We start from the raw sequence: 19,876 nt of genomic DNA, 5'->3' as shown, positions 1-19,876 counted from the left end.
ATCAAGTGGCGCCTTTCCATCGAAAGGCGCCTGTTTTTTGGAGGAAATTATGTTTGATCCAACTGCTTTTGAAAATTTAAAGGTAATTGTGGAAGGAGCTGTCTATGATTTCGATTTACACGGTGATATTCTCGTAACGGATCGAAAAGATGTGATGGACCTTGCTTCATTAAGTCGTATGTATAGTATTTCATTTCAACTAACAGAAACATTTAAAACGATGGTAGAGGCGACATTTTCACTATCTGTTGATGCAAAGAATTTATCAGGTGAAATATTAGAAGTACCTCAGTTTATACCAGGTTGTGAAATGAAGCTGGAATTCTCGTTCGAAATGGAGCAACCAGAGATAGGATGCGAAGAAATTGAAACTTTATTGCATTCTATATGGGGAAAAGAGCGAATGATTACGCAAAAAATTTCATACGAATATAATAAGCAAGCGATTTCATATCATAATAAGGTAGAGGTTCTATTTCAAAAATCGATTACAGAAGACCATGTTGATGATTTAATAGCTGTTATTTCACACATGATAGAAACGGTGCGAACAATACAACATTTTCTTCAAAAATAGAGATAAAGGAGAAAAACAAATGATAAAAGATATGCAACCATTTTTACAACAAGCTTGGGAAAAGGCTGGTTTTAAAGAATTTACTGAAATTCAAAAACAAGCGATTCCAACTATTTTAGAAGGACAAGACGTTATTGCTGAATCTCCAACTGGAACAGGAAAAACATTAGCGTACTTATTACCACTTTTACATAAAATTAATCCTGAAGTTAAACAACCTCAAGTTGTAATTTTAGCGCCAACTCGTGAACTTGTTATGCAAATTCATGAAGAGGTTCAAAAGTTTACAGCAGGAACGGATATTTCAGGTGCGTCTTTAATTGGTGGTGCGGATATTAAGCGCCAAGTTGAAAAATTAAAGAAACATCCGAGAGTTATTGTCGGTTCACCAGGACGTATTTTAGAGTTGATTCGCATGAAAAAATTAAAGATGCATGAAGTGAAAACGATTGTATTTGATGAGTTTGATCAAATTGTAAAACAAAAGATGATGGGTGCTGTACTTGATGTAATTAAATCAACGATGCGCGATCGTCAATTAGTATTCTGCTCGGCGACAATAACAAAAGCTGCAGAAGATGCGGCACGTGATTTGACAGTTGAACCACAATTAGTACGTGTAACACGTTCAGAGGCACAGAGCCTAGTTGAACATACGTATATCGTTTGTGAGCGTCGTGAAAAAAATGATTATATTAGAAGAGTTATGCATATGGGAAATGTAAAAGCAGTTGCCTTCTTAAATGATCCATTCCGTTTAGATGAAATTACTCAAAAACTGAAGTTCCGTAAAATGAAAGCAGCAGCACTTCATGCAGAGGCAAGCAAACAAGAGCGTGAAGTAACGATGCGCGCGTTCCGTAGCGGGAAATTAGAAATATTACTTGCTACTGATATTGCAGCACGTGGATTAGATATCGATGATTTAACACACGTAATCCACTTAGAGTTACCAGACACAGTAGACCAATATATTCACCGCTCAGGACGTACTGGACGTATGGGTAAAGAAGGAACAGTTGTTTCTCTTGTAACAGAACAAGAAGAGCGTAAATTACTTCAATTTGCGAAAAAATTAGGTATCGTGTTTACGAAACAAGAAATGTTCAAAGGAACATTTGTAGAATCGAAACCACCAGCACCAAAGAAAAAGAAACCAGCTTTTACTGGTAAGAAAAAACCTAGATAAATGAATGGAAAGATGTAACTATGCGTAGTTACGTCTTTTTTTGTGGAATAATAGATGGAATTTTATTAACGACTATTAAAATTTCATCTATCGTAACTTTAAAAATATTAACGATTCTACAGGGAATATTGATAAAGGTGTAGCATTTCTAGTTTAGTTTGTACAAGGAAGTAACATAAAAAGAGTCGAATATTAACATGATACGAAATAATAAAAAGAAGGTACATGTATGGCTAGGAAATTAGGAATGTTTTTAAATACGAAACATATTGAAGTAAACGAAGGAATAAGAAAGGCGAGAGAATGGGATTTAGAATATATTCAACTATATGCTATGAATGAGAATTTCAATTTAGCTAATATTTCAAAGTTAGAATGGATTACTTTAAAGGATAGCTTATCTTTTAATGGGATTAAAGTCCCATCATTAGCAATTAGTTTTGGAGAAAGTGGAATTGTAGGGGCGGAAGATGAAAGTGTAATAGAGCAGTTGAAACGTGTTGCTGATAAGGGATTAGAATTAGGAGCAAACATAATAACGGCTCACATTGGAAAGATTCCAGATGTTGAAAAGAGCGAGCGATATGAAAAGATGCAAAGGGCTTGTTATGAGATAGGGGATTTATCATTAAAATTAGGGGGAGTCTTTGCTATTGAGACGGGATCTGAAAAAGCAATAGTGTTAAAAAGATTTTTAGAAAATATAAACTCAAAAGGACTAGCAGTTAACTTTGACCCAGCGAATTTAATAAGTGATGTAAATGAAAATCCGATAGAAAGTTTATTCCTATTAAAAGATTATATAGTACAAACGCATATTAAAGACTGTAAAGAATTGAAAAGCGATAGTTCAAGTAAGTATATAGAAGTCGCAGCAGGAAACGGTGAAGTAGATTTCAATATATTCTTCAAGGCACTAGATGAAATCGGATTCGACGGTTATTACATGATTGAAAGAAATGATTATTTTAACGAACTTGACGGGATGAATCAGTCGATAAATTTTGTGAAGAGGTACATATAAACTCAAAAGGAATAACAATAGCACTTGTAGAAACCTACATAGAATATAAAAACCATTAGGGGGAAAACAAATGATCCATAAAGTTGGACAAATTATGTTATACGTAAATAATCAAGATGAGGCAGTAAATTTTTGGACGGAAAAAGTAGGATTTCATGTAGTTGCAGAGGAAGATAACAAGCAAGGAATGAGATGGATTGAAATCGCTCCGACTAAGGGTGCAGAAACGAGTATTATACTACATAATAAAGAAGTTATTTCGAACATGAGCCCAGAATTAAATCTTGGTACACCGTCCTTAATGTTCTTCTCAGAAAATCTTGATCAATTATATAAAGAGCTAACAAATAAAAATGTTACTGTTGGAGAAATGGTAACTATGCCTTCTGGTAAATTGTTTAACTTTGCTGATAGTGAAGGGAATTACTTTGCAGTAATGGGAAAAAATAAATAATTATATAGTTATGTGAAAATCCCCCTCGTAAATAATGAGGGGGATTAAATATTTGAAGTCAATTTTTTATTAACGAGTTGTTCTATAAAAAATGTTCCTTTTTCAATTGCAGTCTCAATATAACCAACGATTTGATCAAATGAAAACACTTGTAAGTTTTCGTGCAAGTGTTGCTCAGGATATAGCATATCTTCAAAAATATATTGCCGAAAAGCTAAAACATTCTTTCTAGAAATCTCCTCTATATTCACAATGTTAGCCTCTTGATTAAGTAGGGCGAAGAGCTGCTGTTCTTTATCATAATGATGCAACAATTGTGCGTTCAATAATTTAAAATCGTTATAGTACATAGGTGCGATAGTTTCGTCGTTTTCTATTCTGTTTTTAAGCCAAGGTAGAAAAAAGCCGCTTAGCCAATTATCATCGGCAATGAGGTGGGTATAATAACCTAAAATATAAGGGGAATCCAGATGATCTTCGTATTTATGAATAAATGAATCATAATCTATTCTTCTCGTATAGTTCTTCGTTGTACCAGCGTAAAAATGTGAAGTTCCTTTTTCTTTTTTTGAATGAACAGCATCAGGAGCTACACCACCAAGTAAGAAAGAAGTTTTATCTTGAATAGATAGTTTCTCTGCAATACCGCTCGCGATAATGATATGCATAATTCGTGATCCCATGAATAACACCTCTATTTCATGTATTCATTTTAGGGAGCTGTCTGAACGTGGAGTATTACTTTCCCTGTACTTTGTCTACTTTCGACCCATTCATGTGCTTTCCCTGCATCTTGAAGAGGAAAAGATTTCGTAGCTTTAATTTGTAAACTTCCATCGCGTAAATAACGGAAAACTTGATTCGCAGTTTCTTGAAGCAATTCAGGACGTTTTTTCCGTGTAGTGCCAAAGCTGAAACCGAGTATAGAACGGCAACTTGCGTGTAAATCTTTCGTTTGAAAAATACCAACTTCTCCGCTAGCATTGCCGAATTGGACGAGACGACCGTAATAAGCAAGGCATTCTAAACTTCTTTCGGACACAGTACCAGAAATAGAATCTAAAACAATATTAACGCCTTCTCCGTTTGTAAGCTGATTTACCCTCTCTACAAAATCTTCATCTTGATGACAAATAACATAATCGGCTCCTGCATCAAAAGCGATTTTTCTTTTCGCTTCACTTCCAACAGTACCGATAACTTTTTTAGCCCCTAATAGTTTTGCAAGTTGAATCGCTGTAGTACCAATTCCTCCAGCAGCTGCATGAATTAGAACAGATTCACCTTGTTGAAGTCTTGCAACATTTGCAAGTAAATTGTAGCTTGTAAAAGATACGATAGGGCAAGCGGCTGCAGTTTGGAAATCAACTTCATCAGGTAATACAAAAGTAAGATTTTCGTTCGCGACAACATATTCAGAGTATGAACCATTTTGAGGAAAAGCAATGACTCGTTGGCCAGGATAAATGTTTTTTACATGAGAACCTACGCGTTCTACAATACCAGCTGCATCTATCCCTGGGATAAAAGGTAAGGCTTTGTTTCCTTTTTTGCCATAACGTGATTTAATATCGGCAAAATTAACACTAGTAGCAACAACGCGTATTAACACTTGATTGTCTGAAATAGTCGACATATCCACATCTGTATATTTCATCACTTCAGGACCACCGAACGAAGTTACAACGATAGCTTTCATATACATCCTCCTAAATTTGACTATATATATTATTTTAAATCTTCATTAGGAATTGGAAAATTATATAATTGTTATGCAAGGTTATAAGTGAAGCTTATGAAGTCATTGGATCATTGTATTAATGTATATAAAAAACTTTTTGAAAAAATCGAACGAAATATCAATTACTTGCCAATATATAGTGTAGGACAAAGGAGGGATGGTACATGAAGGATGAAACAGTGTATACAGATTTAATCCAATTAACTTTATCAGGCAATAAAGAAGCATATAGCGAATTGTATGATAAAACGATTCAAGAAGTATATAAGACAGCACATTTTTTAATAGAAGATAAAACGGATGTAGATGATATCGTTCAGGAAATATACATACAACTATATGAATCGCTTCGTAAATATGATGTCGAGAAGCCATTTCGCCCTTGGCTAATTGGACTTGCGATTAAACAAATTCATTCTTATAGAAGAATGAGGTGGATGCGATTACGAATTATAAAAAAAGCAGAAGAGCAAAGAAAACCAGTACAAATTGATTTTTCTAGCGATGTTGTAAGTAAAATATCAAATCAAAAATTAATCGAACTCATTCATAAGTTACCGTATAAATTGAAACAAGTTATTATCTTAAGATACTTACACGATTACTCTCAAGGAGAAGTAGCACAAATATTACATATTCCAATCGGTACAGTGAAGTCTAGAATTCATGCGGCATTAAAGAAACTACGCCAAAAAGAACAAGTAGAAGAAATCTTTTTAGGAGAGGTAGGGAATGTGAAATGAGCTTAGATTGTAGAGTTAGAGAATCTATACAAGAAGAAGCGAAGGGGATTATTGCCCCGCCGGAGTTAAAAGAAAAAGTAATTGTTCAGATTAAAATGAAGCGAGGGGGGAACAAAAGGAAGAAGCGCCTTATTGCAGGAGTACTTGCAGCAGCATTTTTAATCCCGACGACTGGTTTTGCTTACCAATCTATTATGGCGGATGGTATATACGGGTCGTTTGAGAACTTAAAAAAACATGCCGGAGCGATGACATTAGAAGGATACATGCGTTTTAATGCAAAGTTATCACAAGCGAAAGACGAAATGGGTGTGAAGGAATATGAAGAGTTTACAAAAGAACTAAAGAAATTAACAAATGCAAAGCTTGAGTACGGGGATTCGAACGGTAATATTGATTATGATCAATTATCACCAGCTAAAAAAGAGGAAATGAAAAAGGTAGAAATGGAACTTCAGCCGTATTTTGATAAATTAAATGGCCATAAATCTAGTAAAGAAGTATTAACTTCAGAAGAGTATGAACAATATATGGAAGCGTTAATGTCATATCAAACTGTATTAGTAAAAGCGAAATCGAGTGGTGGGATAACAGTAGAAGAAGTACCTGAAGCGTATAAAGAAAGATTTATTAAAGCAGAACAGTTTATGGAGTATGTAGATGAAAAGGTGAGATAAGTAAAAAAGCTCATAGCTTAAGCTGTGAGCTTTTCTTATTGAAACGTAAATATATTAACCACCTATTCCTTTTGCTAGCAATAAGAAATATACAAATATTAGTATGACTCCATTTAATGTCGTACCAACTATTTTAAATAGCCAATTCTTTGATGCGATCGCAAAAATAATACCGAGTAATGAAAGAATACTTAGAAGCACAATAATTAATGTTAAATTTGCATTAGGTCCTCTTAAAATAAAGAAAGAACATATACTTGTGATAAACGTTAGAAACGAGAAAGTCCCTAATTTCATAATAAGTCTCCCTTGTTTGAAATGTATTTTGATTTAGTGCGCGACTTTCTTTAGTTTAACATAAATTTCCTATTACCAATTAAATATATGAACAATAAAAAACGAGTATAAAATCTATGCGATTTCATACTCGTTTTGTTATTACTTAAATTTCCTTACCACATGTATAGCAACTCTTACAAGGAGTATTGTACTTATAAATAACCCACCATAACCAACGGCACTTAAAAATTGAACATTAGGTTCTTTTGCATACAAGTCAGGGGCAGAATTACCTTGACTTGCTTAATAAAGTGAAAGTGAGAAATCACTTAGTTATATTCCTTACTATTCTCCTTGTCTTTTTGTATAAAACAATCTAAAAGTGAGTAACCAGCTATTAAACTAATAATGGTAACGAAAGTTGTATTCACAAGAATAATATTAGTTAAATAAGGTAGGTATTCACCAACTGGTGAAAAGAGTAGAGCTGGAGAAAAGGCAATGAATAGTGTTGGCAACGTAATAGCGATAAACTTATCCGGCTGAAAGTTCCAGTTTTGTTTACTCGTTTCGCGATTAATTGATTGTAGGAATCGTAATAAAATGCCGACCAAAAGAGGGAAGAGTGTAAAGTAGAATAATCTTGGATAGACGTTAAAGTTCACTTGCGCGTCTGTATCTAAATAAAATTGAATTTTAACACCTACAACTAATAATAAGATGATAAATAATGTAAAGCAGAGGTATAGTATCACTTTTTGCATTCTATTCCACCATCCTTTATTAAAAAATATATTCAAGGAGCGAAGATATATACGATAATGACGTTGTATATATCTTCGTTTTCTATTAGTTAATTGTGGATTTTGTTTGCTTCGTTAAGTAATCAATAATTCCCATCGCGCTAATTTCTAAATCAAGATGTAAAATGTTATAAACAGAATGATTGGATGGAACATTTAACTTTGTAAGATGAGAAGAGATTTTATCCATTAATAAAGTTTGTAATGCTTTAGTGGCCTCATCGAAATCATTATACTTTTCAAAGACCTCTTTACCAGTATGAACGAAAACAGGTAACCAATGTTCAAGTTGGTTATATACTTCTGTAACATTGGATGATGCGCCGTAATGACCGAAATAAATAGTATCTACATTCATACTTTGAATATGATTTTTAGAAGCAATCATCGCATCTGGCTGGAATTGTGAAGGAGACGTTGATGGTAGATATAGTTCTACATCAAGGTCTGCGAGTTCTCTATAATAAATTCCTATTGTATCGCCAGTAAAAATGCCGTTTGTTAATGAATCGTGAATGCTAATATGGTGCTTCGCATGTCCCGGTGTATCATAAAATGTGAGTGTACGGTCTTCTTCAATTTTTAATGTATCACCATTTTGTACAATATGAACACGTTCTTCTTCAATTGGAAGAATTGGATCAAAAAGTTTATCAAAATCTTCTTTGTACACAGCTTTTGCGCCAAGAATTAGTTTTGTTGGATCAATCATATGACGAGCCCCGCGCGGATGCACAAATAGAGTAGCATTTGGGCACTTTTCCATCATTAACCCTGCTGCGCCTGCGTGATCTAAATGAACATGTGTAACGATAATGTTTTTTACATCATTTAAATTAATATGTAATTGCTGTAAGCCGTCTAAAATATAGGGAAGAGAAGGGGCCGCACAAGTTTCAATTAAAGTAATATCGTCACCTAATAAAACGTATGTACCTGTGCGTTCATCATGTTGTAAGTCATAATCATCAATAAGATATAGATGAGAAGATAGTTGTTCTACTTTTTTCATACTTACCACTCCTTATATACGGTATGTATCTATTATACGCTAAAAATAGAAAAAGACAGAAAACGAAAGCTCGTCTTCTGCCATTTTGTAATGTAGTTATTTCGTTTGTTCTTTATTGATAGACATAACGAACAGTCCAACAATGCCGCCAACGATCGGAAGCATAATTTCTCCTGCTAAATTAAAGTAGGAGCTTAAAAATAAACCATTTACATCGATTACCCAGCCAATAACATACAATAACATCATATATAGTACGAAATAAAACTCGCGATTTGAAATCGTTTCATGTTGTGCAGTTTTCATAATGAACACCATCCTTTTCTATTATAATGGAAATATAAACTGTCACATTTTGTTCACAAATTAATTGTAAAACTTTCCATCATAAAAGTCTAGTATATTGTGTCGAATTTTCGAACGGAAATAAAGCGCTATCATTCCGGTATGTGAGTACGTAATAAAAGCTGTATATTCACGAATGTAGTATAGTATAAACATAGAATGATAGTGAAGAGAGGGGTAGGAACAATGACAGTTTATGATTTTTCAGCTAAAACAATAACAGGAGAAGAAAAATCGTTAAAAGATTACGCAGGAAAAGCACTTCTTATTGTAAATGTAGCTAGTAAATGTGGATTTACACCACAATATAAAGGGTTACAGGAAGTATATGATAAATATAAAGACCAAGGACTAGAAATACTCGGTTTCCCTTGTAATCAATTTGGGGGACAAGAACCAGGCACAGAAGCTGATATTACTAGTTTTTGTGAATTGAACTACGGTGTGAACTTCCCAATGTTTGCGAAGATTGATGTGAAAGGTGATAAGGCTCATCCTCTTTATACATACATGACAGAACAAGCACCAGGTTTACTCGGTATGAAAGCAGTGAAATGGAACTTTACTAAGTTTCTAATTGGAAAAGACGGGAAAATAGTAGGGCGTTTTGCACCGCAGACGAAGCCGGTGGATTTAGAGGTTGAGATTGAGAAGGTGCTTGGGGAATAATTAGGAGTTAGCTATCTTTTATTATGTTTACTAAAAAACACCTCAAAGAACAAAGTAGCTCTTTGAGGTGTTTTCTTTAAACTCACATTATCAAGATTAAATCACTCTATCGTAGTCGTTTGATTTAGGCAGAGAAGCTGCTTTTTTCATAAGCACTTCCCATAAGTGTACGGATGTCTTCCATTCGGCTGCGGCCTGTTCCTTTTGATACATAGCGTTCTCATAACTGAAAGTAAGTTGTTGCATATCGGCCGAATTGTAAAGTGTATCGATGTGGAGAGCGTATTCTCGGAATGTTTGACTTTCACCCCGTGGTATGCCAATTCTCGCAAATTGTTTTAAAAGTGCACCGTAAGCTTTTTGATAAACAGCATCATCTTTTCGGTATTTATAGAAAAGAATAATAAAAAATGTAATCCATTTCATTCTAGTGGTGAAGAGAATGTATCCGATGATACTAATCGGTATCGTAGAGAGGAATACGTACCACCAAGAAAAATCATTTTTGGAATTTTTGATCTTTTTAGTAGAGGCTTCTTCTGTATTTTCTATTAAACTTTTGAGCTTTGCTTCATTGTTCCGTTGGTGTATTGGCTCGTTATTAGAATTATTTATTTCGTTATTTTGTGAAGTAGAAGCAGGAGTGTTATTTGTAAAATTATAGGGATTGGTAAATCCTTTTGTTGGTTCGAATGGAATCCATCCGTATCCTGGGAAATATACTTCGACCCAAGAGTGTGCGTTATTGTTCGCGATTTTATAAACATTCTCACCTTCTGTACTAGCAAGTGTATTCTCCAGAGTTCCTTCTGCAAATCCTTTTACCCAGCGAGCAGGAATCCCAGCAGAACGAAGTAACACGATCATAGATGTCGAAAAATTATTGCAGTAACCGCTTTTTGTATCGAAAAGGAATTGATCTACATAGTCTTGGTTTTTGGCAGGGTATAAGACATTCATTGTTTCGTATACAAAAGAATTGTCTGTAAAGTAATTTTCAATAGCTAATACTTTATCATATCGGTTGTCTTTATCATTTGTAAGATTGACAGCCAAGTCTTTTACTCGCTGCGGTAATGATTCGGGAAGTTGTGTGTACTTTGTCATGAAATAAGAACTTGTTTCATGACCTCCATTCGTTTTTACAGCTTTCAAATTTTCTATGGAAAACTCCGGGATCTCATATGTTACTTTATACGAATTTAAAGTAGTAGAAGAGTCTCCATGCATCGTATAGATTTTTTCTGAAAATGGGTCAACACTGTATGATACATCAGTAGAAGCATCAACAGATACTAATCCTGCTGGATAGGTAAGGTGAGGATAACTTTTTTGCATGGTGATTGTTGCTTCGGTTGTCGCCGTTTTTGTATTTTGTTCGTACCAACTCACGACGTCGTTTTTATTTTTAAAAGAAACCTTTTTCGGGTTTTCAGAAACCTCCCAGCCTTTTCCTGTATAAAAATCTTTTGTTTCTACTCTCCAATATTGTTTGTTTTGCGTTTGTGCTGTAAAAACAATTGTATTATCGGCCTTAAAAGGGCCACCTAATTGCGAGTCATATAAACCATACCCAATTTTAGAAACTTCTTGTTCTTTACTTGCTTCAGATGTGTTGAATTTTAAAAAATTCATTGGGTTTGGCCATTGAGGGCCAAATTTTGGAGCGAAGTATGCGATGGTTGCTGACAATACAATAAATATTGTAAGAGGTCTAAGTAATTTTGAGATTACTCTAGCATAATTTTGTAAGTGTTCAATCTCTTTTATTCGTTCTATTTGAAGAAGACTAAGCATAAAAAAGCCGATGACAACAGTACGAATAATAGCGTAGTTTGCATTGTATAAATGTAAGTTATGAAAAGTTGTGATATAAATAATAGTCAATGCAAGAAATAACAACCCACGTTTTTTATGAATAACCCAAAAAGAGCTGAAAGAACTCAAAAACCAAAATGATAGAAAAAATAATAATGTTGGAAAAACTGGAGAAATATCTAGCAAATCCCCCTGGAAAAACAGAGAGGAATTTCGAGAAATATCAGCAAAAAATTTTGTTAGCCAAGATGGATTTATAAAAGCATTTTTATAATACAGGAAATGAATGATGAATAAGATCGTGACAATCTTTATTGGAATCTGCCACCTTGTTTGAAAAAAAGAGAGAGTGAAGCAAATTCCTATAAATATTACAAAAATATCTAATCTACCTACGTTTGTAATACCTATAAGGGGTCTTAGCCATTCTAGTAAAAGTAGAAGTGCACATACATGCATGAAGAATCTGCTCATATCCCATTTGTATTTTGTTCGTAATGTTATCATTTGCTCACCTCAAAAAACACGTTTGTATACCGGTTCCCATAAACCACATTTACAAATATTTTTCGTTTTTGTAGCGTTTCTAGAATACTTAGTTCTCGATGTGAGAGTTGATTTGCTTTTTCTTTCACGACAAACACCATTAATTTTCTATTTTTAATAGCGGCAAAGTCAGCCGCCTTTTGAATATCGGGAGAAAGATCGCTTGTTACGAGTATAATCGTTACGGGCTCATAAATTTTTCTTAATTCCATTTCTACACTCCGGGAGAGCGGGAATACACTGTCCGCTTGTACTTTCGCTAAATGACAAAAGATTTGTTGTAACTGACTATCTCCATTGTCTAAAGGGAAAAAAGTTCGTTCTTTTCCGACAGACACGAATGACGCTGGTGAATTTTGCTTCAAGACAGCCCTTACAATAGAGGCGGAAAATGTTACGACTGATTCGAATAGAGGGGACTCAGTTCTGTCCATAAATATCATAATATTATGGCTGCGCTGTTGTTCAAACTCTTTCGTCATAATATTGTTTGTTCGGGCAGTTGCTTTCCAATCAATCCATGAAAAGCGGTCACCAGGTTTATAGTCTCTGACACCGACAGAGATTGTAGAGTCTTTTGCTAAATTTATATTTGCTGAAAGCGCTCCTTGTTCGAAATGATTTTCCAATTGTCGATACGTTATATCTACATACTGGGGATAGATTAAAAATGTATCTGGAACTGAAAAAGTTACTTCTTTCTCCATCATACCGAATAGATCACCAGTTTTGACACGTACGCTTGAAAAAGTGTGCTCTCCTCTAGGGATTGTGTCAATAACATATTGAAACGAAATATTCCGTTTGAATCCTGGAAAGAGTATTACCTTATTCACCTTCGTTTGTCTACAATTTGTAAATTGTGATGGCAGTTCATCTTCTATAATTAAATAAAGTAAGGGAAAAGGAAATCTTCTTTTTATTGTAATGGTGCTTAAAAATTGTTCTCCTGCTGCATATTCATTTTGGTTTGTTATTCGTTTTACTTCAGCGTCTCGTAAAGCGTAGAAGGGAAGTAGAAGTGAAGAAAGACCAATAGGAATCGTACTGTAAAACAAAAACCAACTTACAAACCCTCCTTGAAGCATAGCGTATACAAATGTTAAGACTAGGCATAAAGGTATTAGCAATAACTTCGTAACGTGATATAGCGCCCGTAGTAGTCGCTTCATCAAAGGTTTTTCGTCCTTTGAGTCGGTACGGTAGTTCGTGCCACGATTTTGGCGATAACTTGTTCTCCTGTTATTCCTTCAAATCTTGCCTCCATTTTTAGAATGAGTCTGTGAGCTAAAACGTAAGGAGCTAAAAATTTAACATCGTCTGGAATAACATAATTTCTGCCATGGATGAATGCATAAGCCTGTGAAGCTTTCATTAAAGCAATTGAGCCACGTGGACTTGCACCTAGCTGTATAGAACTATAAGAACGAGTCTGATTAACAAGCTTTACAATGTAATGCTTGATTGCTTTGTCCATACTTACTTCCCGTACGCTTTGTTGTAAATAAAGTAATTCTTTTATTGTTGTAATAGCTTGTAAATGGGAGAGTGGGTTTGTTTTTTTCATCCGGTTTAAAATTTCAAATTCTTCTTCTGGTGTAGGATATCCCATTTTTAGCTTCAACAAGAAACGATCGAGTTGAGCTTCTGGTAAAGGATATGTTCCCTCATATTCGACTGGATTTTGTGTAGCCATGACAAAGAAAGGTTTTGGTAACGATCTTGTAATGCCATCTATTGTGATAGTGCCTTCTTCCATACTTTCAAGTAAGGCAGATTGTGTCTTTGGAGATGTACGATTAATTTCATCAGCAAGTACAAAATTCCCCATAATTGGTCCAGGCTTGAACTCAAATTGGAGCTCTTTTGGATTGTAAATAGAAACACCTGTTACATCTGACGGCAGTAAATCAGGTGTGAATTGAATACGCTTGTAATCGGCATCAATTGATTTAGAAAGAGCACGTACTAGCATTGTTTTCCCGACACCGGGAACATCTTCTAATAGTACATGACCTCCAGCTAAGAGAGCTGTCAAGGCTAAGGTCGTTTCTTTTCGTTTTCCGACCATTAATTTTTCAATATTGTTGATTATTCTTTCTACTATGGGATGTAATGAATCAAGCTGGGGCATCGTAATCCTCCTAATTTTATTATCGTTTTCTAATTCATTTTTATGTTAAAGAAAAGGAGTTCCTTCATTTTAATGCAGTATAATAGTAATCTAAGAGGTAAGTAGGAATGGTTTATATAAGTTCATATTGAGAACTTATATAAATAGGAAAAACTTAAATGTTAAAAAATCATGGTGATATACTTTATAATTTCTATGTCCCCAAAGGAAATCCTACTCGTAATTTTATGAATATTCAGATTATACATACGGATAACATCTAGTATAATTGTTTCCGTAATTAAGGGCAATACAGTAAATAATGATTTGTAGTTTTATCCCTCTATTTGCGGGCTGATTAAAGTTTCACTTTATATAAAATATGTCTTGATAATAGTATCGTTGCAGAAAAGTAAATTCCTTATAGCATTATTGAAGTAGTATCAAAACTCTTTTTAATATATTTATATAAAAACGTAGGAATTTCTCCTGCGTTTTTTCTTATGCAAAAAAAGGTGAATCCTCCAAATACTATTCTCCTAATAAGCTCACCGCTGACCGAAATCTTCACAACAAAACAAAGTAATCTTTACTTATAAATGTTTCTCCTTAAACCGATTTCCAAATGAATTTATGACAATCTCTTGAACTGTGCGAAATGTCACATCTGTATTTTAAAACCTCTCTTATAGTAAGGGTATGTAAGAGAGACGTATTAAAGGAGTGAACAGTATGAAGAAGAGACCTTCAGCATTAATGAGACGTTTAAAATATTTTTCACCAATAGATCGTTATAACGATAATCATACACAAGAAACATATGAAGATCGTGAATGGGAAAATGTGTACAGAAAGCGTTGGCAGCATGATAAAGTAATCCGTTCTACACACGGTGTGAACTGTACTGGTTCTTGTAGCTGGAACATTTATGTGAAAGATGGAATTGTAACATGGGAGGGTCAAGAGCTTAACTATCCAACAACAGGTCCTGATATGCCTGATTTTGAACCACGAGGATGTCCGCGTGGAGCGAGCTTTTCTTGGTACATTTATAGTCCGCTTCGTGTGAAATATCCATATGTACGTGGTGTGCTTTGGGAAATGTGGCAAGAAGAACTACAAAATAACGAGTCACCATTAGATGCTTGGAAAAGCATTGTGGAAAACCCTGAAAAGGCACGTACGTATAAGCAGGCGCGTGGTAAAGGGGGATTCATTCGTGCGAATTGGGATGAAGTATTACAACTCGTTTCTGCTTCATTACTATACACAGTAATTAAATACGGTCCAGACCGAAATGTTGGTTTTTCACCAATTCCAGCAATGTCGATGTTAAGTCATGCAGCTGGTAGCCGCTTTATGCAACTTATGGGTGGACCAATGCTTAGCTTCTATGATTGGTATGCGGATTTACCACCAGCTTCTCCGCAAATTTGGGGGGATCAAACAGATGTACCAGAAAGTAGTGACTGGTATAATTCTGGTTACATTATGACATGGGGTTCAAATGTACCGATGACGAGAACGCCAGATGCACACTTTTTAGCCGAAGTTCGATATAAAGGAACGAAAGTCGTTTCTGTAAGTCCTGACTTTGCCGAGTCTACAAAGTTTGCGGATGATTGGATTAGTGTGAAACAAGGTACAGACGGTGCACTTGCGATGGCAATGGGGCATGTGATCTTACAAGAATTTTACGTAGATAATCAAGTAGAATACTTCACAAAGTATGCGAAGCAATATACTGATTTTCCTTTCTTTGTCACATTGAAAGAAAAAGGAGATCAATTCGTCGCTGATCGTTTCTTAAATGCTTCTGATATTGGACGCGAAACGAAGTTAGGGGAATGGAAACCTGTAATTTGGAACGAGAATACGAATGATTTTGCAACACCTCACGGCACAATGGGATCACGTTGGGATAACGAAAAGAAATGGAACTTACGTTTAGAAGATGAACAGACAGGTGAGACGATTGATCCACGTCTTTCTTTACTTGGAATGGAAGATAGTGTTGAAACAGTGCAAATTCCGTACTTCTCTGATGATGGAAATACAATATTAGAACGTACAATTCCAGTGAAAAAAGTTATGACAGAAGAAGGCGAAGTATGCGTTACAACTGTATATGACTTAACGTTAGCAAATTACGGTGTGAACCGAGGGCTCGGCGGGCAAGAACCGAAAGATTTCAATGATGATGTACCGTTTACACCTGCATGGCAAGAGAAAATGACCGGAGTAAAGCGAGAGCTTATTATTCAAATTGCTCGTGAGTTCGCGCAAAATGCAGTTGATACGAATGGCCGCTCGATGATTATTATGGGAGCTGGTATTAACCATTGGTTTAACTCTGATACGATTTATCGCGCAGTTTTAAATCTTGTTCTTCTTGTTGGGGCACAAGGTGTAAACGGCGGCGGTTGGGCACATTATGTTGGTCAAGAAAAATTACGACCAGCAGAAGGATGGCAAACAATCGCGATGGCGAAAGATTGGCAAGGGCCACCGAAATTACAAAACGGTACATCTTTCTTCTATTTCGTAACAGATCAATGGCGTTATGAAGATACACCTGTTGGACATTTAGCATCACCAGTTGAGGGCAACTCTCGTTATCAACATCACGGTGATTACAACGTATTAGCAGCACGACTTGGCTGGTTACCTTCTTATCCAACATTCGAGAAGAATGGAATTGAATTATATAAAGAAGCTGTTGCTGCTGGTGCAACAACACAAGAAGAAATCGGAAAATACGTTGCACAAAAACTAAAAGAAAAAGAACTGAAATTTGCGATTGAAGACCCAGATAATAAAAACAACTTCCCGCGTAACTTATTCGTATGGCGTGCAAACTTAATTTCAAGTTCCGGTAAAGGACACGAATATTTCTTAAAACATTTATTAGGTACAACAAACGGATTAATGAATGACGATAGTGACTCATTAAGACCAGAAGAAATTAAGTGGCATGAAGATGCACCTGAAGGGAAGTTAGATTTACTCATTAATTTAGATTTCCGTATGGCTGGAACGGCGCTTTATTCTGATATCGTCTTACCTGCTTCAACTTGGTATGAAAAGCATGATTTAAGCAGTACGGATATGCATCCATTTGTGCATCCATTTAATCCAGCAATCGGTTCACCGTGGGAAGCACGCTCTGACTGGGATATTTTCACCTCTCTTTCTAAAGCTGTGTCAGATTTAGCGAAGAAAATCGATCTTGAACCAATGAAAGAAGTCGTTGCAACACCACTTCTTCACGATACACCGCAAGAATTAGCGCAACCACTTGGCAAGATTAAAGACTGGAGCAAAGGTGAGTGTGAACCGATCCCAGGTAAAACAATGCCGCAAATTCATGTTGTCGAAAGGGATTATAAAACGATTTATGACAAGATGACAGCGCTTGGACCAAATACTGGAAAACAACCGATTGGTACGAAAGGGATTTCTTGGTCGGCAGAAAAAGAATATGAGCAATTAAAGAGTCGATTAGGAGTTGTTCGAACGGATTCTATTGCGAAGGGGTGCCCAGACATAAAAGAAGCAATTAATGCTGCTGAGGCGGTATTAACACTTTCTTCTACAACAAACGGTCATATGGCGGTAAAAGCATGGGAAGCGCTTGAAAAACAAACCGATTTAAAACTACGTGACTTAGCAGAAGAACGTGAAGAAGAATGCTTCACATTTGAACAAATTACAGCGCAGCCTAAAACAGTAATTACTTCTCCGGCCTTTACGGGTTCTGAAAAAGGTGGACGCCGTTACTCACCATTTACAACAAATGTTGAACGTCTCATCCCTTGGAGAACGATAACTGGTCGACAATCTTTCTACTTAGATCACGACATGATGAAAGAATTTGGCGAAACGATGGCAACATTTAAACCAATACTGCAACATAAACCATTCCGTAAATCACGCCCTGAAGTAGAAGGGAAAGAAATTACACTAAACTATTTAACACCGCATAATAAGTGGTCGATTCATAGTATGTACTTCGATTCATTGCCAATGTTAACGCTGTTTAGAGGTGGTCCAACTGTTTGGATGAATAAAGATGATGCGAATGAAGCTGGTGTTGCTGATAATGATTGGATTGAATGCTTTAACCGTAACGGCGTAGTCGTAGCACGTGCTGTTGTAACGCACCGTATACCGAGGGGGATGGCATTTATGCATCATGCGCAAGATCGTCACATTAACGTGCCTGGTACGAAATTAACAAGCACCCGCGGGGGAACACATAATAGTCCAACCCGTATTCACGTTAAACCAACACATATGATTGGTGGATATGGCCAATTAAGCTATGGATTTAACTATTATGGTCCGACTGGGAACCAGCGTGACTTAAACGTTGTAATCCGTAAACTGAAGGAGGTAGATTGGCTTGAAGATTAAAGCGCAAGTCGGAATGGTAATGAACTTAGATAAATGCATCGGCTGCCACACTTGTAGCGTAACATGCAAAAACACCTGGACGAATCGTCCAGGTGCTGAATATATGTACTTCAATAACGTAGAAACGAAACCTGGAATTGGTTATCCGAAACAATGGGAAAATCAGGAGAAATACAAAGGCGGCTGGGAATTGAAAAATGGTGAAATTCAGCTGAAATCCGGTTCGAAAATGAAGCGTCTTATGAATATTTTTCACAATCCAGATCAACCAACAATTGATGATTACTTTGAACCTTGGAATTATGATTATGAAACATTAACAAATAGCCCGCAGCGTAAGCATCAACCAGTTGCTCGTCCGAAATCAGCAATTACGGGTGAATTTATCGACAAAATTGAATGGGGTCCAAACTGGGAAGATGATTTAGCAGGCGGACATATAACAGGGTTACAAGATCCGAACGTCAAGAAAATGGAAGAAGGAATTAAAACGGATTTTGAAAATGTCTTTATGATGTATTTACCACGTATTTGCGAACATTGTATGAATCCATCTTGCGTTTCTTCTTGTCCATCGGGTGCGATGTATAAACGTGAAGAAGATGGGATTGTTCTTGTGGATCAAAATGCATGTCGTGCATGGAGATTTTGTGTATCGTCTTGTCCGTATAAAAAAGTATATTTTAACTGGCAAACAAATAAAGCTGAAAAATGTACAATGTGTTTCCCTCGTATTGAAGCTGGTATGCCAACAATTTGTTCTGAAACATGTGTAGGACGTATTCGATATATTGGGGTAATGCTATATGACGCTGACAAAGTAAAAGAAGCGGCTTCTGTTGAAAATGAAAAAGATTTATATGAATCTCAGCTTACTGTTTTCCTAGATCCAAATAATCCAGAAGTAGCAGCTGAAGCGAAAAAACAAGGGATTCCTGAAGAATGGATTAAAGCGGCACAACAGTCACCAATCTATAAAATGATTATCGATTGGAAAATCGCTCTTCCTCTTCATCCAGAGTATCGTACAATGCCGATGGTTTGGTATATCCCACCGCTGAGCCCAATTATGAATATGGTGGAAGGGAAAGGAAGTAACTGGAAAGCAGAAGAGATTTTCCCTGCTATTGATAATATGCGTATTCCAATTCAATATTTAGCGAATTTACTCACTGCAGGAGATGAATCACATATTCGTCTTACATTGAAAAAATTGGCTGTCATGCGAACACATATGAGAGCATTGCAAATTAATAAAGAACCAAATAAAGCTGTATTAAAAGAACTCGGTTTAACGAAAGAAGATGTAGAAGATATGTATCGTCTTCTTGCTATTGCGAAATATAAAGATCGCTTTGTTATCCCGACGTCTCACCGCGAACAAGTTGCAGATTTATATAGCGAGCAAGGAAGTTGTGGTTTATCTTTCGCAGGTGGGCCAGGCTCTTGTACGACAATTTCTTAAAAAAA

18 protein-coding genes are annotated in these 19,876 nt (G+C 35.9%); 9 read left to right on the top strand and 9 right to left on the bottom strand.

What is annotated here, in order from left to right:
• The first annotated feature begins 49 nt into the window (after positions 1–49).
• The 4 genes from B5P42_RS15435 (at position 50) to B5P42_RS15420 (ending at position 3,244) form a co-directional block, all read left to right on the top strand.
• Entirely contained in the window at positions 50–577 is a 528-nt protein-coding gene (locus B5P42_RS15435) for a hypothetical protein (protein WP_002065080.1), read from the top strand.
• Positions 578–596: 19 nt separating this feature from the next.
• Positions 597–1,766, top strand: a complete 1,170-nt coding sequence (locus B5P42_RS15430) for a DEAD/DEAH box helicase (protein WP_002012513.1) — start codon at positions 597–599, stop codon at positions 1,764–1,766.
• A 229-nt stretch (positions 1,767–1,995) separates the two neighbouring features.
• Positions 1,996–2,790, top strand: a complete 795-nt coding sequence (locus B5P42_RS15425) for a sugar phosphate isomerase/epimerase family protein (protein ID WP_113734591.1) — start codon at positions 1,996–1,998, stop codon at positions 2,788–2,790.
• A gap of 70 nt (positions 2,791–2,860) precedes the next feature.
• A complete protein-coding gene (locus B5P42_RS15420; protein ID WP_113734590.1) occupies positions 2,861–3,244 on the top strand; it encodes a VOC family protein in 384 nt (127 codons plus the stop codon).
• A 44-nt stretch (positions 3,245–3,288) separates the two neighbouring features.
• Here B5P42_RS15420 and B5P42_RS15415 read toward each other — a convergent pair whose 3' ends face one another.
• On the bottom strand, positions 3,289–3,927 hold the full coding sequence (locus B5P42_RS15415; RefSeq protein ID WP_002135913.1) for a zinc dependent phospholipase C family protein: 639 nt from the start codon (positions 3,925–3,927) through the stop codon (positions 3,289–3,291).
• Positions 3,928–3,956: 29 nt separating this feature from the next.
• On the bottom strand, positions 3,957–4,943 hold the full coding sequence (locus B5P42_RS15410) for a quinone oxidoreductase family protein (RefSeq protein WP_113734589.1): 987 nt from the start codon (positions 4,941–4,943) through the stop codon (positions 3,957–3,959).
• Between the two features lie 206 nt (positions 4,944–5,149).
• On the opposite strand from B5P42_RS15410, the gene B5P42_RS15405 reads away from it, so the two are divergent.
• The gene (locus B5P42_RS15405) at positions 5,150–5,728 is read left to right on the top strand and encodes a sigma-70 family RNA polymerase sigma factor (protein ID WP_113734588.1); all 579 of its coding nucleotides are present in this window, start codon (positions 5,150–5,152) and stop codon (positions 5,726–5,728) included.
• Positions 5,725–6,405, top strand: coding sequence for a DUF3600 domain-containing protein (locus B5P42_RS15400; protein WP_113734587.1), 681 nt, complete (start codon positions 5,725–5,727; stop codon positions 6,403–6,405). Before B5P42_RS15405 ends, B5P42_RS15400 begins: the two co-directional genes overlap by 4 nt.
• A gap of 54 nt (positions 6,406–6,459) precedes the next feature.
• On the opposite strand, the gene B5P42_RS15395 is transcribed toward B5P42_RS15400, so the two are convergent.
• The 4 genes from B5P42_RS15395 to B5P42_RS15375 all read right to left on the bottom strand — a co-directional run bounded on the left by B5P42_RS15395 (position 6,460) and on the right by B5P42_RS15375 (position 8,805).
• Positions 6,460–6,702: a hypothetical protein gene (locus B5P42_RS15395; RefSeq protein ID WP_003188879.1), complete on the bottom strand. Its 243-nt coding sequence runs from the start codon at positions 6,700–6,702 to the stop codon at positions 6,460–6,462.
• 311 nt (positions 6,703–7,013) lie between these two features.
• Entirely contained in the window at positions 7,014–7,448 is a 435-nt protein-coding gene (locus tag B5P42_RS15385; protein WP_016126826.1) for a hypothetical protein, read from the bottom strand.
• An 85-nt stretch (positions 7,449–7,533) separates the two neighbouring features.
• Positions 7,534–8,499 carry an MBL fold metallo-hydrolase gene (locus B5P42_RS15380; protein WP_113734585.1) on the bottom strand — a complete coding sequence of 322 codons (966 nt, stop codon included), beginning with the start codon at positions 8,497–8,499 and terminating at the stop codon, positions 7,534–7,536.
• A 96-nt stretch (positions 8,500–8,595) separates the two neighbouring features.
• Positions 8,596–8,805 carry a DUF3925 family protein gene (locus B5P42_RS15375; RefSeq protein WP_002127081.1) on the bottom strand — a complete coding sequence of 70 codons (210 nt, stop codon included), beginning with the start codon at positions 8,803–8,805 and terminating at the stop codon, positions 8,596–8,598.
• Positions 8,806–9,030: 225 nt separating this feature from the next.
• Between B5P42_RS15375 and bsaA the strand changes: the two genes are divergently transcribed.
• The gene (gene bsaA / locus B5P42_RS15370) at positions 9,031–9,513 is read left to right on the top strand and encodes a glutathione peroxidase (protein WP_088032689.1); all 483 of its coding nucleotides are present in this window, start codon (positions 9,031–9,033) and stop codon (positions 9,511–9,513) included.
• A gap of 96 nt (positions 9,514–9,609) precedes the next feature.
• Here bsaA and B5P42_RS15365 read toward each other — a convergent pair whose 3' ends face one another.
• Genes B5P42_RS15365 through B5P42_RS15355 form a run of 3 tightly spaced genes read right to left on the bottom strand, consistent with a single transcriptional unit; the run spans position 9,610 to position 14,011 of the window.
• A complete protein-coding gene (locus B5P42_RS15365) occupies positions 9,610–11,838 on the bottom strand; it encodes a transglutaminase TgpA family protein (protein WP_113734584.1) in 2,229 nt (742 codons plus the stop codon).
• Positions 11,835–13,049 carry a DUF58 domain-containing protein gene (locus tag B5P42_RS15360; RefSeq protein WP_113734583.1) on the bottom strand — a complete coding sequence of 405 codons (1,215 nt, stop codon included), beginning with the start codon at positions 13,047–13,049 and terminating at the stop codon, positions 11,835–11,837. Before B5P42_RS15360 ends, B5P42_RS15365 begins: the two co-directional genes overlap by 4 nt.
• Positions 13,049–14,011 (bottom strand): AAA family ATPase, encoded by a 963-nt coding sequence (locus B5P42_RS15355; RefSeq protein WP_113734582.1) that lies wholly within the window; start codon positions 14,009–14,011, stop codon positions 13,049–13,051. The genes B5P42_RS15360 and B5P42_RS15355 overlap by 1 nt, the downstream gene beginning before the upstream one ends.
• Before the next feature lie 711 nt (positions 14,012–14,722).
• Here B5P42_RS15355 and B5P42_RS15350 point away from each other — a divergent pair.
• Positions 14,723–18,406, top strand: coding sequence for a nitrate reductase subunit alpha (locus B5P42_RS15350; protein ID WP_113734581.1), 3,684 nt, complete (start codon positions 14,723–14,725; stop codon positions 18,404–18,406).
• Positions 18,396–19,871, top strand: a complete 1,476-nt coding sequence (narH, locus tag B5P42_RS15345; RefSeq protein ID WP_113734580.1) for a nitrate reductase subunit beta — start codon at positions 18,396–18,398, stop codon at positions 19,869–19,871. The genes B5P42_RS15350 and narH overlap by 11 nt, the downstream gene beginning before the upstream one ends.
• Positions 19,872–19,876: the final 5 nt, after the last annotated feature.

It is taken from the genome of Bacillus sp. SRB_331 (genome assembly GCF_003264175.1).
GTDB classification, from domain to species: Bacteria; Bacillota; Bacilli; order Bacillales; family Bacillaceae_G; genus Bacillus_A; species Bacillus_A mycoides.
This window is presented reverse-complemented; position numbering and strand designations above follow the sequence as displayed.